This is a genomic window from Gordonia sp. AC31, assembly GCF_031844505.1.
Taxonomy (GTDB): domain Bacteria; phylum Actinomycetota; class Actinomycetes; order Mycobacteriales; family Mycobacteriaceae; genus Gordonia; species Gordonia hongkongensis.
Genome location: NZ_JAUZVK010000003.1, coordinates 38211 through 53244, shown reverse-complemented (window position 1 = coordinate 53244; position 15034 = coordinate 38211). Strand labels below are relative to the sequence as shown.

10 protein-coding genes and 1 tRNA gene are annotated in these 15034 nt (G+C 70.3%); 5 read left to right on the top strand and 6 right to left on the bottom strand.

The window, feature by feature from the left end; translation table 11 throughout:
* Positions 1–77: 77 nt before the first annotated feature.
* Genes Q9R39_RS04630 through Q9R39_RS04620 form a run of 3 tightly spaced genes read right to left on the bottom strand, consistent with a single transcriptional unit; the run spans position 78 to position 5826 of the window.
* Entirely contained in the window at positions 78–4007 is a 3930-nt protein-coding gene (locus Q9R39_RS04630) for an ABC transporter ATP-binding protein (RefSeq protein WP_205333592.1), read from the bottom strand.
* Entirely contained in the window at positions 4001–4759 is a 759-nt protein-coding gene (locus Q9R39_RS04625) for a hypothetical protein (protein WP_058252736.1), read from the bottom strand. The genes Q9R39_RS04630 and Q9R39_RS04625 overlap by 7 nt, the downstream gene beginning before the upstream one ends.
* Positions 4756–5826 (bottom strand): glutathione S-transferase family protein, encoded by a 1071-nt coding sequence (locus Q9R39_RS04620; protein ID WP_058252737.1) that lies wholly within the window; start codon positions 5824–5826, stop codon positions 4756–4758. The genes Q9R39_RS04625 and Q9R39_RS04620 overlap by 4 nt, the downstream gene beginning before the upstream one ends.
* Positions 5827–6091: 265 nt before the next feature.
* On the opposite strand from Q9R39_RS04620, the gene Q9R39_RS04615 reads away from it, so the two are divergent.
* The 4 genes from Q9R39_RS04615 to Q9R39_RS04600 all read left to right on the top strand — a co-directional run bounded on the left by Q9R39_RS04615 (position 6092) and on the right by Q9R39_RS04600 (position 12004).
* Positions 6092–7648, top strand: a complete 1557-nt coding sequence (locus tag Q9R39_RS04615; protein ID WP_058252738.1) for an MFS transporter — start codon at positions 6092–6094, stop codon at positions 7646–7648.
* A 50-nt stretch (positions 7649–7698) separates the two neighbouring features.
* A complete protein-coding gene (locus Q9R39_RS04610) occupies positions 7699–8889 on the top strand; it encodes an exonuclease SbcCD subunit D (RefSeq protein WP_058252739.1) in 1191 nt (396 codons plus the stop codon).
* Positions 8886–11876, top strand: a complete 2991-nt coding sequence (locus tag Q9R39_RS04605) for an SMC family ATPase (RefSeq protein WP_311277148.1) — start codon at positions 8886–8888, stop codon at positions 11874–11876. Before Q9R39_RS04610 ends, Q9R39_RS04605 begins: the two co-directional genes overlap by 4 nt.
* A gap of 55 nt (positions 11877–11931) precedes the next feature.
* Positions 11932–12004 (top strand) — tRNA-Arg (locus Q9R39_RS04600).
* 157 nt (positions 12005–12161) lie between these two features.
* On the opposite strand, the gene Q9R39_RS04595 is transcribed toward Q9R39_RS04600, so the two are convergent.
* Positions 12162–12530: a VOC family protein gene (locus tag Q9R39_RS04595; RefSeq protein WP_058252741.1), complete on the bottom strand. Its 369-nt coding sequence runs from the start codon at positions 12528–12530 to the stop codon at positions 12162–12164.
* Between the two features lie 157 nt (positions 12531–12687).
* Here Q9R39_RS04595 and Q9R39_RS04590 point away from each other — a divergent pair, with 157 nt between their 5' ends.
* Positions 12688–13560 (top strand): alpha/beta hydrolase, encoded by an 873-nt coding sequence (locus tag Q9R39_RS04590; RefSeq protein WP_058252771.1) that lies wholly within the window; start codon positions 12688–12690, stop codon positions 13558–13560.
* Between the two features lie 14 nt (positions 13561–13574).
* On the opposite strand, the gene Q9R39_RS04585 is transcribed toward Q9R39_RS04590, so the two are convergent.
* Together Q9R39_RS04585 and Q9R39_RS04580 are read right to left on the bottom strand one after the other, a co-directional pair.
* A complete protein-coding gene (locus Q9R39_RS04585; RefSeq protein WP_058252742.1) occupies positions 13575–14003 on the bottom strand; it encodes a bifunctional 2-polyprenyl-6-hydroxyphenol methylase/3-demethylubiquinol 3-O-methyltransferase UbiG in 429 nt (142 codons plus the stop codon).
* An 81-nt stretch (positions 14004–14084) separates the two neighbouring features.
* Positions 14085–14993: a DUF305 domain-containing protein gene (locus Q9R39_RS04580; protein WP_078112016.1), complete on the bottom strand. Its 909-nt coding sequence runs from the start codon at positions 14991–14993 to the stop codon at positions 14085–14087.
* Positions 14994–15034 lie beyond the last annotated feature (41 nt).

The window sequence follows — 15034 nt, the reverse complement described above, 5'->3', positions numbered from 1 at the left end:
GTCTCTTGTGGAGACTATCGGTGAACCACCTGACGATGCTACGCGTCGTCGACTCGCTCACACCTACCGACCTGTTACTACGGAGTCAGTTCCGAGGTGGCCCGCGTGACCGCCGTGGCGGCCCTCCGTGCGCTGGTCGGAGCGGGTGAGTCGGGGCGGGGCACCGCCGGCTCGTCGGGATCGACACCGGCATCCCAGAAGCCGCGGTACCTCTGTCCCAACGCGAGCAGCTCCTCGTGTGTTCCGAGTTCGACGATCCGTCCGCCGTCCACCACCGCGATGGTGTCTGCGCGGGCGGCCGTGGCCAGTCGGTGGGCGACGATCACCGACGTGCGGTGCCGGGTCACCGCCCGTCCGGCGGCGAGGACCTGCGCCTCGGTGGCCTGGTCGAGGGTCGCGGTCGCCTCGTCGAGCAGCAGCAGATCGGGCTCGACGAGTTCGGCCCGGGCCAGTGCGATGAGTTGGCGCTGGCCCGAGCTCAGCCCCTGGCCGCGTTCCCCGATGGGATGGTTCATCCGGCCGGGCAGGGCGGTGATCATGCGCAGTGCGCCGACCGCGGCGGCGGCGTCGACGATCGCGGCCCGATCGGCGTCGGGCCGGCCGTAGGCGATGTTCTCGGCGACGGTGCCGGTGAACAGGTGCGGCTCCTGCGGGACGAGGCCGAGCCGCCGCCGATATCCGGCGAGTTCGTAGTCACCGATGTCGGTGCCGTCGACAAGTACCCGTCCGGTGGTCGGATCGTAGAAGCGCGCCAGCAGCTTGACGATCGTCGACTTGCCGGCACCCGTCCGGCCGACCAGGGCGAGCGACGACCCGGCCGGGATGTGCAGGTCGACGGCGGACAGCGCATCCGTCGTCGAACCCTGGTAGCGGAATCCGACCCGGTCGAAGTCGACGACGCCGTCGAACCCGCCGTGTGGCGGGGACTCGGCTCTCGCCGAGGTGCGCAGCGAACTCGGCGTGCGCAGCAGGTCGCCGATCCGGCGGAGCCCCACGGCCGCCTGCTGGTAGCCGTCGAAGACCTGCGAGAGCTGTTGCACCGGACCGAACAGCATCGTCAGGTAGAGGACGAAGGCGACGAGTGTGCCCGCCGAGAGCGAACCCGACGCCACCTGCCCGGCGCCGACGCCCAGCGCGATCGCGGTCGCGATGTCGGACATGAGCTGGATGAGCGGGAAGTACGAGGCGATCGCCCGCTGCGAGACCATCCGGGCCTCGACCCATTCTCCGGAGCGACGCGCGAACCGGGCCTGGGCGTCGTCGGTGCGCAGGTAGGTCTGCGTGGTCTTGATGCCGGCGATGTTCTCCTGGAAGTCCGCATTGACGACGCTGATCAGTTCGCGCGAGCGCGTGTAGGCGCGGCTTGCGACGCGGCGGAAGACGACCGTCGCGGCGATCAGGAGGGGGAAGACGGGCAGCACCAGGAGTCCGAGCAGCGGGCCGGTGATCAGGAGCGCGACACTGACGCCGACGAGCGTCAGCACCGCCACGATCGCCGAGGTCAGTCCGGTTTGCAGGAACGTCGACAAGGCGTCGATGTCGGTCGTCATCCGGGTCATGATCCGGCCCGACAGCTCGCGCTCGTAGTAGTCGAGTCCGAGGCGCTGGATGTGGGCATAACTGCGGATCCGCAGTCCGAACAGCACCCGTTCGCCGGCCCTGGTCGAGGTGATCGCCATCGACGACGCGGCGACCCAGCCGACTCCGACCAGTACGACGCCGCCGACCGCGGCCCACATCAGGGTCGACCCCTCGGTGTGTCCGGTCGAGTCGATGACCGCCCGGGCGATGCTCGGGAAGGCCAGGCCGACGAGCGTGTCGATGGCGATGGCGAGCAGTGCGGCGGCGAGCAGCCACCGGACCGGCGCGAGGAGTCCGCGCAGGGTGAAGACCGGGTTCTCGCGTCGGGCGGCGGCGACGTCGACCTCTGGCCGCTCGACCGCAGGCGGGAGCGCGTCCACCGAGGCCTGGAGCCGGGGGGTGGCCGGCATCGAACCGAGAGCGCTGGCCACGCCGCCGCCGCGACCGGTCCGTGAGCCCGCCCCCATCGCCGGAGAGGTCCGGGCCGCGACGTCGATCGAGTCGGAAGCAACTTCGGGCCACAGGCTCTCGATCTCGGTCGGGCCCGGTCCGCGCAGCGGTGGCGCGGTGTCGGCGACCGGGGCCGCGCCGGGGATGTCGTCGTGGACGCCATCGGGCGCCGGTTGCGTGGTGCTCGACATCAGCTCGCGGAAGCGCGGTGAGGTCGCCTCGAGTTCGGCGAGCGTCCCCAGCGCGGTGATCCGGCCGTCGTCGAGCACCGCGACGCGATCGGCGAGGACGAGCGTCGAACGTCGATGGGCGAGGACCAGCATCGTGGCGCGGCGGTCGCGGAGCCCGCCCAGGATGCGCGCCTCGGTGGTGGCGTCCACTGCGGACGTCGCGTCGTCGAGCACGAGGATGCGGGGGTCGGCGAACAGGGCGCGGGCCAGGGCGATTCGCTGACGCTGCCCGCCCGACAGAGTGAGCCCGCGTTCGCCGATGACGGTGTCGTATCCGTCGGGGAGCGCCTCGACGAATTCCGCGGCGTCGGCCGCGGCGGCTGCCGCCCGAACCCGGTCGGCGGCGTCGGCCCCGGCGGCTGCCGGGCCCATCGCGATGTTCGCGGTGATGGTGTCGGAGAACAGGAACGGCTCGTCGAACACGACGGCGACGGCACGGTGGAGCGCCTCGGGCGCGAGGTCGTCGATCCGGTACCGGGACGGCTCGTCACCGGTGCTGGCGCCGAGCAGCGAGATCGTTCCGATGTCGGGTCGTTCGAACCGGCTGACCAGGTCGGCGATGGTCGACTTGCCGGAACCGGGCGGACCCACGATCGCCACACATTCGCCCGGCTCGATCCGCAGGTCGATACCGGACAGCACGGCGGGCGGGTCGTCGGCGTCGTGGGTGTGGTGGGCGAACCCCACACCGTCCAGTTCGACGCCCAGGGGGCCGTCGGGCAGCGTGCCGGTCGCGGTGTCGCCCGGATCGTGGGGATGGTCGATGACGTCGTAGACGCGTTCGACGGCCGCCCGCGCCAGCTGGGCGTTGACGATCAGGTTCGTCAGCAGTCGGGCGATGCCGGTCATGGTGGCGACGTACGTGCTGAACGCGACGAAGGTGCCGGCCGTGATCGCGCCGGTCATCGTGAGGTAGCCGCCCACGACGATTACCCCGACCATGCCCAGCTGCGGGATGGCGGCCAGGGTCGGGGCGAATCGAGCATTGATCCGGGCGGCGCGGAGCCGGCGAGCGAACACCGTCCGGCACCGGGTGACGAGGTCGTCGACCGCGCGTTCCTCCTGGCCGAAACCCTTCACGACCCGCACGCCGGTGACGGTCTCCTCCACGTGCTGGGCGACGTCGGCGGCGGCCTGCTGCGCCGACCACGTCGCCGCGAACAGCCGACGCCGGGTACGCCACACCTCGAGGGCGATGAGCGGGGCGATCAGCAACGCCACCCCGGTCAGGAGCGGCGACAGGTACGCCATGATGGCCAGGGCCACGACCATCTGCACCGCGGCGCCCAACGACAGTGGCGCCATGGCCAGCAGACTCTGGACGACCTGGATGTCGGAGATCGAGCGGGACACGATCTGTCCGGTGCGGATCTGGTGCTGGCTGCGGCCGTCGAGGTGCAGCAGGGTGTCGAGGAGTCGGAGTCGCAGCGTGTTCTGCACGTTCACCGCGAGCCGTCCCGCGAACACCCGCCGGCCGAGATGGCAGGCGTAACGGACGACGGCGAAGACGACCAGCGCGACGATCACGGTCTGTAGCGAGAGGCCGTCGTCGACGACGCCGGTGGCGTGGTCGATCGCGGCCTTGGTCAGCAGCGGCATCAGCACGTCCACCCCGACGGCGACCAGGGTGAAGATCATCGTGACGACAGCGACGCGTCGGTATCGCCAGGACTCGCCGACGAGCCGGCGGATCCAGCCGGGCGTGGCTGCCGACTGCGGGGACGGTGCGGCCGCCGCGGTCACCACGAACCGGGTGGGAGCGGATCCGGGGTGGGTGCCTCACTGAAGTCGACGTCGATGACCCACGTCCGGGGTGCCGGCCCGAACGCCTCGCGCGCGTTGTGGACGACCTTCCGGCCGAGGGCGCGACTCCCCACACCACCGATGACCGCACCGATACCGGCGGGCATGAGCTTGCCGAAGATCAGCGGCGCCCGGCGGATCGCGTACTTCTTGACGAGTTTGTTCACCAGGGTCTTGTTCAGTTTGGTGATCGCACCGGATGGCAGGGCGGCTCCACCGAGTCGGCGCAGCGCACCGCCTCCGGTGCCGACCACGCGACCGAGGGCCAGCACACCCTCTTCGCCCAGCGCGACGGTCATGACCAGGGCCTTGCGACGCTCGGACTCGTGCACCGGGATGCCGTGCACCTCGGCGATCGACAGCGCGAGCAGGGCCGACGCCTCGAGGAAGAACGCCGTGTCCCCGGTCATCGCCCCGAACGCGGTCATCGTGCCGACACCGGGCACCGCGGCCGCCGCGCCGACGGCGCCGCCGGAACCGGTGACCGCGTTCAGATAACGCTTCTCGAGCCGCTCGATGATCTGCGCGGGTGAGTCGTCGGGGTACTTCCGCCGCAGTGAATCGACGTACTTCTTCACCGCGGGTGCCTGCAGTCGCTGTGCCCGGTCCAGGATTCCGCCGGTCACCTCGACGGCCTTGCCGGGGGGCGTACGGCCGTGGTCTGCCGAAAGTCCCTGTGACGCCTTGTCTTTCATTCGGCCGCCGCTCGTTCCGTCGGTACCCAGTCCGCTGCGGGCACGACCTCGGCCGGTGGTGGGGGACCGGGGGGTGTGCCGTCACCGAACGGGCGACCGCCCAGGTCGTCGCGATGGTGTGCGGTGAGCCAGCCGCGGAGGTCCGGGCCCTTCGGCACGATCTGCGTGGGATTCACGTCGGTGTGGACGATGTAGTAGTGCTGTTTGATCTGGGTGAAGTCGGTGGTGTCGCCGAAGCCGGGCGTCTGGAACAGGTCCCGGGCATAGGCCCACAGCACCGGCATCTCGCTCAACTTGCTCCGATTGCACTTGAAGTGGCCGTGATACACCGCGTCGAAGCGCGCCAGGGTGGTGAAGAGCCGGACGTCGGCCTCGGTGATGGTGTCGCCGACCAGGTAACGCTGCGTCGACAACCGCTCGGACAACTCGTCGAGTTTGGTGAACAACCGGTCGTACGCCGCGTCGTAGGCTTCCTGGCTGCCGGCGAATCCGCAGCGGTAGACGCCGTTGTTGACCTCCGTGTAGATGCCGTGGCTGACCTCGTCGATCTCGTCGCGCAGACGCTCCGGGTAGAGCTCCGGCGCGCCGTCGCGATGGAAGGCGGTCCATTCCAGCGAGAAGTCGATGGTGATCTGCGGGAAGTCGTTGGTGACGACCTCGCCGGTCGGCACGTCGACCATCGCCGGCACGGTGATCCCCTTCGGGTAGCCGGGGATCCGCTTCTCGTAGGCGTCCTTGAGTCGCGGGATCTGCAGGACCGGGTCCACCCCGCCGGGGTCGAGGTCGAAGGTCCACGAGTTCTTGTCGTGCGTGGGACCGCACAGCCCGAGCGAGATGGCGTCCTCGAGGCCGAGTAGCCGCCGCACGATGAGAGTCCGGTTGGCCCACGGGCAGGCCCTGGCTGCGACGAGCCGGTACCGGCCGGCCTCCACCGGATAGCCGTCCCGGCCGTCGGCGGTGATGCGGGTCTCGATGTACTTCGTGTCCCGGACGAACTCCTCGCCGGTCATCACGTACGAACCCTGTTCGCCCTCGGACGCGGTGCTCTGCTCGGACTCTGTGCTCATGGGCTCCACAGTAATGATCCGGAGCGACATCCCGCCCCGAGCTGCCGCGAAACCCGTGATCGCGCGGGCCGTTCACGAATCGGACAGGGTGAGTGGTGTGTCTCGGAAACAGGCGACTGGTCTCCGGCGTTCGATCGGCGCCTGGCTGCGTTGTCGTCGGTCGAGATAGCTCCGCTATCGCTCCCTCCTCCGCCTTGCCAGCTCACCGATCGCTCCACCGGAGACCGGCCACCTCTTTCCGAGACACACCACTAGCATCGAGGAAATGCAGTCGAGCGACGCCGCCCGCGGCCAGAACGCGGGCACCGACGAGATGGTCACCGGCCGCCCGTGGGCCGCGATGCTGGCGCTCTGCGTGGGCTTCTTCATGATCCTCGTCGACATGACGATCGTGGCCGTGGCCCAGCCGCGTATCCAGGCCGACCTCGACACGAACGTCAACGGCGTCGTCTGGGTCACCAGTGCGTACCTGCTCACCTACGCGGTGCCGCTGCTGATCACCGGTCGCCTGGGCGACAAGTTCGGCCCCAAGACGATGTACCAGCTCGGTCTCGCGGTCTTCACCGCGGCCAGCCTCTGGTGCGGCCTGTCGTCGTCGATCGGTGAGCTGATCGCGGCCCGCGGTCTGCAGGGTGTCGGCGCCGCCCTCATCACCCCGCAGACGATGGCGCTGATCACCCGCATCTTCCCGGCCGAGAAGCGTGGCGCGGCAATGGGGGTGTGGGGCACGGTCGCCGGCGTGGCGACCCTCGTCGGTCCGCTGCTGGGAGGCGTGCTGACCGACGCGTTCGGCTGGGAGTGGATCTTCTTCATCAACCTGCCCGTCGGCCTCGCCGGTCTCGTCCTCGCGGCCGTTCTCGTCCCGCGGGTCAGCACCAACGACCACCAGTTCGACTGGATCGGTGTCGGTCTCTCCGCGGTGGGTCTGTCCGCGTTGGTCTTCGGCATCCAGGAGGGGGAGACCTTCGACTGGGACACCTGGATCTGGCTGCTCATCGTCGGCGGGGTCGCCGTCCTGGGGGTCTTCGTCTACTGGCAGTCCCGCATCCGCACCGAGCCCCTGGTCCCGTTGTCGTTGTTCCGCGACCGCAACTTCTCGCTGTCGACCATCGGCATCGCGTCGATGGGCTTCGCGGTGTCGGCGATGATGATCCCCCTGACGTTCTTCCTCCAGCTCGTCGGTGGGATGTCGCCGACGGAGTCGGCGGTCGTCCTGGTGCCGATGGCGGTGCTGACCGGTGTCCTGGCTCCGATCGTGGGCCGGGTGGTCGATCGCGTCCACCCACGCACGATCGTGTCCTCGGCACTGCTGCTGAACGCGATCGCCATCGCGTGGCTGGGCTTCGTCGCCCGCCCGGAGACCCCGGTCTGGTTGATCGTGATTCCGTTGTGCCTGATGGGCGTGGCCTCGGCCGGTATCTGGGCGCCGCTGGCCGCGACCGCCACCCGCAATCTGCCGTGGCATCAGGCCGGGGCCGGGGCCGGCGTCTACAACACCCTGCGGGTCATCGGTTCGGTCCTCGGCTCCGCCATGATCGGAGCGCTCCTGCAGACCCGGCTGGCGGCCGAGCTGCCCGGCGTCGACGCCGAGAACGCCCAGGACGGTGCGGCCGGGCAACTGCCGGAGTTCCTGCGCGAGGGGTTCGCGACCGCCATGGGGCAGTCTCTCTACCTGCCCGCGGCCGCGCTGCTGATCGGCGTCGTGGCGACCTTCTTCTTCGTCCGGCCCGCGCATCAGACGGTCCCACCGCAGGTCGTCGACCCGCACGCGGTGGGCGCCGACGCCGGTCGGTCCGACTCGGTGCCGGGGTCGACGGCGTAGGCGAGCGCGCGTCCCACGATCTGTCGGCACCCGACCGTAAGGTTGCGCCCATGCGGATCGTGCACACCTCCGACTGGCACCTGGGCCGGACGTTCCACGGGGTCGAGCTGCTCGCCGACCAGCGTCGCGCACTGTCGCATCTGGCCGCACTGGTCGACGCGGAGTCGGCCGACGCCGTCATCGTCGCCGGTGACGTGTACGACCGGTCCGTCCCGTCCGCCGACGCGGTCCGCGTGTACGACGAGGGCCTGGCCGAGATCGCCGCTGCGGGAGCACAGATCGTCGTCACCTCGGGCAATCACGACTCGCCCACTCGCCTCGGTGCGGGGTCGGGATTCGCCGCCGCCGGTGGCCTGCATCTGCGGACCTCGATCGCCGACATCGACCGTCCGGTCATCCTGTCGGACGCCCACGGAGACGTCGCGTTCTACGGCATTCCCTATCTCGAACCCGACACCGCGCGACGCCACCTCGGCGTCGAGTCGATCGGCGGGCACACCGCTGTCCTCGACGCCGCCATGACTCGCGTCCGCACCGATCTGGCTGCGCGCCGGGTTCGGTCCGTGGTCGTCGCCCACGCCTTCGTCAGCGGGGCCGCGGCCTCCGGTTCGGAGCGCTCGATCAGTGTCGGCGGGGTGGAAACGGTTCCCGCCGAGACGTTCTCGGGCGCCGACTACGTCGCCCTCGGGCATCTGCACTCGCCGCAACGTGTCACCGACACGGTCCGGTACAGCGGTTCGCTGCTGCCGTACTCCTTCGGTGAGCGAACCCACCGGAAGGCGGCGCTGGTGGTGGAGCTCGACGCCGACGGCGTCGCCGAGGTCCGCGCACACGAGCTGCCCGTCGTCCGCGAACTGAGCTCTCTCACCGGCGTTCTCGGCGACCTGCTGACCGACGAACGGTACGCCGCGGCGCAGGACCACTACGTCGAGGTGACGCTGACCGACCCGGTCCGCCCGACTGACGCGATGCGTCGGCTGCGCGAGCGGTTCCCGTTCGCGGTCCATGTGCAGTGGGAGCGGCCGCATTCCGGCTCCGGCGTCGACTACCGTTCCCGCGTGCGCGGCCGGACCGACGCCGAGATCATCGCGTCGTTCATCTCCGACGTGCGCGACGAGCCGACCAAGGGGGAGCGGGTGCTCCTCGAACGCGCACTCCGCGCCGTGGTCGGTGAACCCGAGTCCGACGCGGCCGAACTGACCCTGTTCGACATCGAGGCGATCGTCGCGGAGTCCGCATGAGGCTGCACCGTCTGCGCGTCCGGGCCTTCGGTCCGTTCGCCGACGAGATCACGGTCGACTTCGACGACCTCGGCGGTGACGGACTGTTCCTGCTGCACGGCCAGACCGGCGCCGGCAAGACCACGGTCCTCGACGCGGTCGCCTTCGCGCTGTTCGGCCGGGTACCGGGCGTGCGCGACACCAACCGGCGCCTGCACTCGGATCACGCTGCGGCCGAGGATGTCCCGGAGGTCGAACTCGAGGCGACGATCGCGTCCCGCCGACTCCGGATCACGCGGTCGCCCGAGCACGAACGACCCAAGAAGCGCGGCGACGGCACCCGCAAGGTGAATGCCCGGGCGACTCTCGTGTGGGTCGACGGATCCGGGCCCGACCTGACCCGCATCCCCGAGATCGGCGACGCCGTGGTCCGGCTGCTCGGGATGAGTGCCGATCAGTTCTTCCAGGTGGTCCTGCTGCCGCAGGGCGACTTCGCCCGATTCCTGCGCGCGCACTCCGATGAGCGGGAAGCGTTGCTGGAGCGGTTGTTCGACACTGAGCGGTTCGGTGACCTCGAGGAGTGGTTGCGTGACCGGGCGCGGGAGAGCGCGGCGAAGCTGACCGAACAGACCGCCGTGCTCGAGCGGGTCGCCGGTCAGATCGTGGCGGTGGGCGGGGTCGAACCGACCGCCGAACCCGACTTCGACTGGGCGCAGGAATGTCTCGAGCGTGCGCGCACCGCCGCGGAGCGCACGCGCCTCGAGTCAGGTGCGGCGCAGGCCGCGGCCGACCAGACGCAGGCCGCGTACGAGAGCGGGAGCCGGCTCGCCGAGCTGCGTCGCCGGGGGCGTGCGGCCACCGAGCGACTCGCACGGCTCGCGGACGGCGAAGCCGCTCTGAGCGCGGCGGCGCAGGCTCGTCGGCAGGCCCTGCAGGCGGCGCCCATCGTGCCGCTCGCCGACGACGCCGACCGTGTCACCCGCGAACTCACGGTCGCCGAGCAGGCCGTTACGCGTGCGCACGCAGAGCTGTGCGCGCTGCCGGAGGGTGAGTCGCTGTGCGCCGGCGGGTCAGACGAGGATCTCGACGCACGCCTGGATGCGGCGATCGACCGCTGGACCGAGGAGTCGGGGCGGTGGGAGCCCCTCGCCGAACGCGTCGCGCAGCGGCCGGCTCTGGTCGCCGAGATCCAGACCCTGGACTCGGCCATCGTCGAGGCGGACCGCCGCACTGCCCAGACCCGGACCCTGCTCGACGCCGCGCCGGGCCGTCGCGCCGAGGCCGTCGCCGCACTGGCGGAAGCGGGGGAGTTGCGGATGCAGGGCCCGAAACTCCGGGCCGAGCGCGACGCACTCCGCCGCGTACGCGACGCACTCACCGACCGGGACGAGGTGCTGGTCCGGCTCGCGACCGCGGAGAAGGAGTTGCTCGACGCCCGCGACGCCAATGCCGCTGCGCGGGAGCGCGTGCTCGACGCCCGCGAGCGTCGCCTCGCCGGGATGGCAGTGGAACTGGCGGGCGGGCTCGTCGAGGGTGAACCCTGCGTCGTGTGTGGTTCAGAGACGCACCCTCGACCGGCCACCGACGACGGCGACGCCCCGGCGTCCGAGGTCACAGCCTACGAAGACGCGGCAGCGGCCGCCGAGGAGCGGGCGAGCGCGATCAAGGCCATCGCGCAATCCGCGGTGGCGGCTCTCGTCGAACGCCGTACGCATCTCGACGCCGTGATCGGTGGTGCTCGTTCCGACGCCGTCGACGCCGACCTCGCCCGGGTGGGCGCCGAACTGGCTGCCGCGGAACGTGCCGCGTCGCGACTACCCGCGCTGCAGACGGCGGTCGATCGGATCGACGCCGAGGTCGATGGGTGGCGCACCACCCTCGCCGACGACGAGTCGGCCCAGTCCGCCCGTCGCGAGCGGGTGACCGCGTTGCGGCAGAACCTCACCGAGCTCGATGAGGCCGTCCGGGAGGCAACCGGCGGCCGCGGCGGGGTCGCCGAGCGGCGCCGTGAACTCGCCGAGCTGGTCCGTCGCACCCGTCGTCACCGGAACGCCCGGCAAGAAGCCGCGCGAGCGCGGGACCGGGTCGCCGAGGCGACCGATCGATTGTCCGCGGCGTGTGCCGACGCCGGGTTCGACGATGTCGCCGCCGTCCGAGCGGCATTCGCCCCGGACAAGCAGATCGCGGCGTGGGACACGTTGCTGCAGGAGGCCGCCAGTCTGCGCGCCGCTGCCGAGGAGACCCTCGCCGACGAGGATGTGCGCGCCGCGATGTCGACTCCGGAGCCGGATGTCGAACAGCTCACCGCAGACCGTGATGCCGCCCGCCGCCGCCTGGACACCGCCGCGAAGGAACACGCCGTGGCCGGCCGGCAGGCGGCCGACCTCCAGGAGTACGTCACCCACTTCTGGGAGGCCATCGACGCCCTGGCGCCTCTGCAGGCACGCCACGCCGAACTCCAGGGACTCGCCGAATTGGTCAGCGGGCGCGGACAGAACGCGCGCCGGATGTCGCTGCGGTCCTACGTGCTGGCCGCGCGTCTCGACGAGGTCCTCGTCGCCGCGTCGGGGCGTCTCCGCGAGATGTCCTCGGGGCGTTACGAGTTCGTCCACACCGACGCCGCGGGTGTGCGGGGCCGGCGTGGCGGCCTCGGTATCGAGGTCCGCGACGAGTACACCGGCGCGCTCCGCCCGACGACGACGCTGTCCGGCGGCGAGACCTTCTTCGCATCGCTTGCCCTCGCACTCGGACTCGCCGATGTCGTCTCCGCGGAGTCGGGCGGCCGCGTGCTCGACACCATCTTCATCGACGAGGGATTCGGCACCCTCGATCCCGAGGCGCTCGACCTCGTCATGGGGGTCCTGGATGACTTGCGGGCCGGCGGGCGTGTCGTCGGCGTGGTGAGTCACGTTGACGAACTCCGGGCCCGAATCCCTGCCCAGCTGCACGTCCTCCGCGGCGAGCACGGGTCGTCGGTCCGAGTGCAGAGCCCGCTCGGCGTGTCCTGAGCTGCCGATTGGGATGTCGACGGATCGGTGCGCTAGGCTGAGTCCCGCCCGATGAGCCCCCGTAGCTCAGGGGATAGAGCGTCTGCCTCCGGAGCAGAAGGCCATAGGTTCGAATCCTATCGGGGGCACTGTGACATCCATGCCAGCCTCCGCCTGGTGTGCGCCCACTGTGTAGTTGGAAAGAGATTCACGCGGGCGCACCATTGCCGCAGAAGCGCCACTCGCGATCAGAAGTGCCGGTGACAACCGGCGCAGAGGTCCTCGTGTGGCGTTCTTGCGTTGGCGTCACACGTACGGCTCGGTGAGCATTTCGAGCAACTGGCCCGACGGGTCCTTGAAGTACACCCGCCGGCCCTCCTCGGTCGAGATCTCGTTCGGGCGACGCATCTGCGGATCGGCCCAGTGGTCGACGCCCCTACGACGAAGTGCGTCGTAACCGCGGTCGAACTCGATGTCGTCCATCAGGAACGCCATGTGGATGGGCTCGGCGACCGGCGCCGGTGCGAGCTGCAGCAGCGTGTCGTCGTCGAGGAGGATGTTGACGAACGGGCCCCAGCCGGGGGCGGGCCGAGCCCCGAGTACGTCGAGGTAGAAGTCGGCGGATTCCTGCGGATCGTGCGCACCGATGATGATGTGATTGAAACTGACTGGCATGACGAAACTTTCGTCCTGGCGCCTCCATGCCGGACGCGGTCCGCCACCGGCACGCGACGCTGGGCAGCAGCATGCCACAGTCGTGAGCAAATCGCGACAATCCCGCGCGTGGGTGACATCGGGCGAATAGTCTCCACCTGTGCTGAACCGCTGGAGAATCCGGAACGACTTTGCGCCCGACCTGCGCCGGGTGGCGCTGATCGCGCCCGCACAACTCGTGTCCCGGCGCACGCTCCCCGTCGTCCGTCGGCTCTACCGGGTACGCAACGGACGGGCGCCGGTCACCACCGCGACGACACCCAGCGGCGTCGAGGTTCGGGTGTTCCGTCCGGCGCACTCCTCAGGTCGCCTGCCCGCGCTGCTGTGGATCCATGGGGGCGGTTACATCACGGGCAGTGCCGCCCAGGACGATCGCTGGGCGCGGGCGATGGCCGAACGTGTCGGCATCGAGGTGGTCTCCGTGGACTACCGCCTGGCCCCGGAACATCCGTACCCGGCGGCCATTGAGGACTGTTTCGACGCGCTGCGGTGGATGACCGGCCAGCCGGACATCGACACGACCCGCATCGCGATCGGCGGCAACAGCGCCGGTGGGGGACTCGCTGCGGCACTTGCCTTTCGCGCACGCGATGAAGGGGTGGGGTTGCGATTGCAGCTGTTGACCTACCCGATGCTCGACGACCGCACGCGCGAGCCCGATCCGCACCACCGCCTCTGGAACGCCTCGGCCAACGCCTTCGGGTGGTCCAGTTATCTCGGTGGTGCGGACACACAGGAGGCCGTCCCGGCGCGGCGTACCGACCTCGCGGGATTGCCGGCCGCGTGGATCGGGGTCGGCACCCTGGACCTGTTCGCCACCGAAGACCGCGACTACGCCGAGCGGCTGCGCGCGGCAGGGGTCGACTGCCAGGTGGACGTGGTGCCCGGCGCTTTTCACGGTTTCGACATCGTCGCGCCCCGAACGTCGATCGCGCAGGATTTCTTCGGCCGTCAGTGTGAGGCCGTCAGACGCGCTCTCGCGCACGACTGAGCCGACCGGTCACCTCAACCCATTGGCAACTCGATGCGCCGCAACGGATCACCGCCGTCGACAAGCAGCACTCCGCCCGGACGCAGCGCCCGGGCCACGGCCCCCACGGCCGCGTCGTAGAGATCGGGGTGTCGCCCGTCGAGTGCGCCGACGCGCAGAGCGAACGCCACGTCGAACGGGATGCGCGTGCCGAGATCGAAGTCCTCGATGGCGCTGCAGTCGAAGTCGAGTCGGTCCGGACCGAAGCCGCCGGCGATCGCGGCCCGGCGGGCGGCGTTCACGGCTTGAGGCGACCGATCGATGCCGAGTACGAAGCCGTCGGGTCCCACCCGCTGCGCCACCTCGCGTGCTGCCGGCCCGGGCCCGCAGCCGATCTCGAGGACTCGCAGACCAGGGGCCAGTGGCAACGCGGCGACCGCGGCAGCGAGGCGTGGTGAGAGCATGCCGCCATCATCGCCGTTTGGAGAGCCGCGTGGCCCGACCGAACTTGCTCACCTCACCGGCGTGCCCGCCGTGCGGGGCGCTCAGTTCAGCGGAAGTGGTTGTGCGCCACGCAGGGCCAGCATCTGGGTGATGATGGCGATCTCCTTGTCCTGGGTCCGTTTCATGCTCGACGCCAGGTCGCGGACATAGGCCTGCTCGACGTTCGCCGGGTCGGCGGCGTACTCCATCATGTGCAGACCGCCCTCGTGGTGACGCAGCATCAGCTGGAGGAACCGGATGTCGACCTCGGGACCCCGCATCGCACGGAACTGTTGCATCTCCGCCGACGTCGCCATCCCGGGCATCGGCGGCTGTTCGGCGTCGGATTCCGCGGCACCCGCCGCTGGTGCGCCGGAGGCGGGTGCCGACATGTCCCCGTGGTCCATGTCCCCGTGGTCCATGTCTCCGTGGTCCATGTCTCCGTGGTCCGAACTGCCGTCGCCACCGTGGCCGTGATCGTGACCGCCGGCTGTGTGATCCGCGGGATCGGAGTGGTCGTGCCCGTTAGTCTCGGAACCGCCGTGGCCCATCCACGCCATGGTCGCGCCGGGGTTGGTGACGGGCTGACCCCACCGCGTCAGCCACGACTGCATCTGGCCGATCTCATTGCTCTGGGCGGTGAGGATGTCGAACGCCATGCTCCGCACCTCGGGGTCGGTGCCGTGTTCGAGTTCGATGGCGGCCAGTTCCACACCCTGCTCGTGGTGGCGGGTCATGTCCTGCGCAAAGCCGACGGCCGCCGAGTTCGCAGCCGGGGAATCGTCGCCGGTGGAGTCGTCGGCGAGGCTCGCCTGGATCAGCAGTCCCAGGCCGAGACCGAACAGGAGGAGTGCGGCGCCGCCCAGGGCGAGCAGGATCCGTGGGCGCGACGACGGCTCGGCCGTGTCGTCCGGACCCTCGGGAGTCGTTGTCCCGTCCCGCGATTCGGGCCGGTCGCTGTTGTCGGTCATCGCTGGTCCTCGCCGATCTCGTCGGGGCGTGCGGCCCGGTC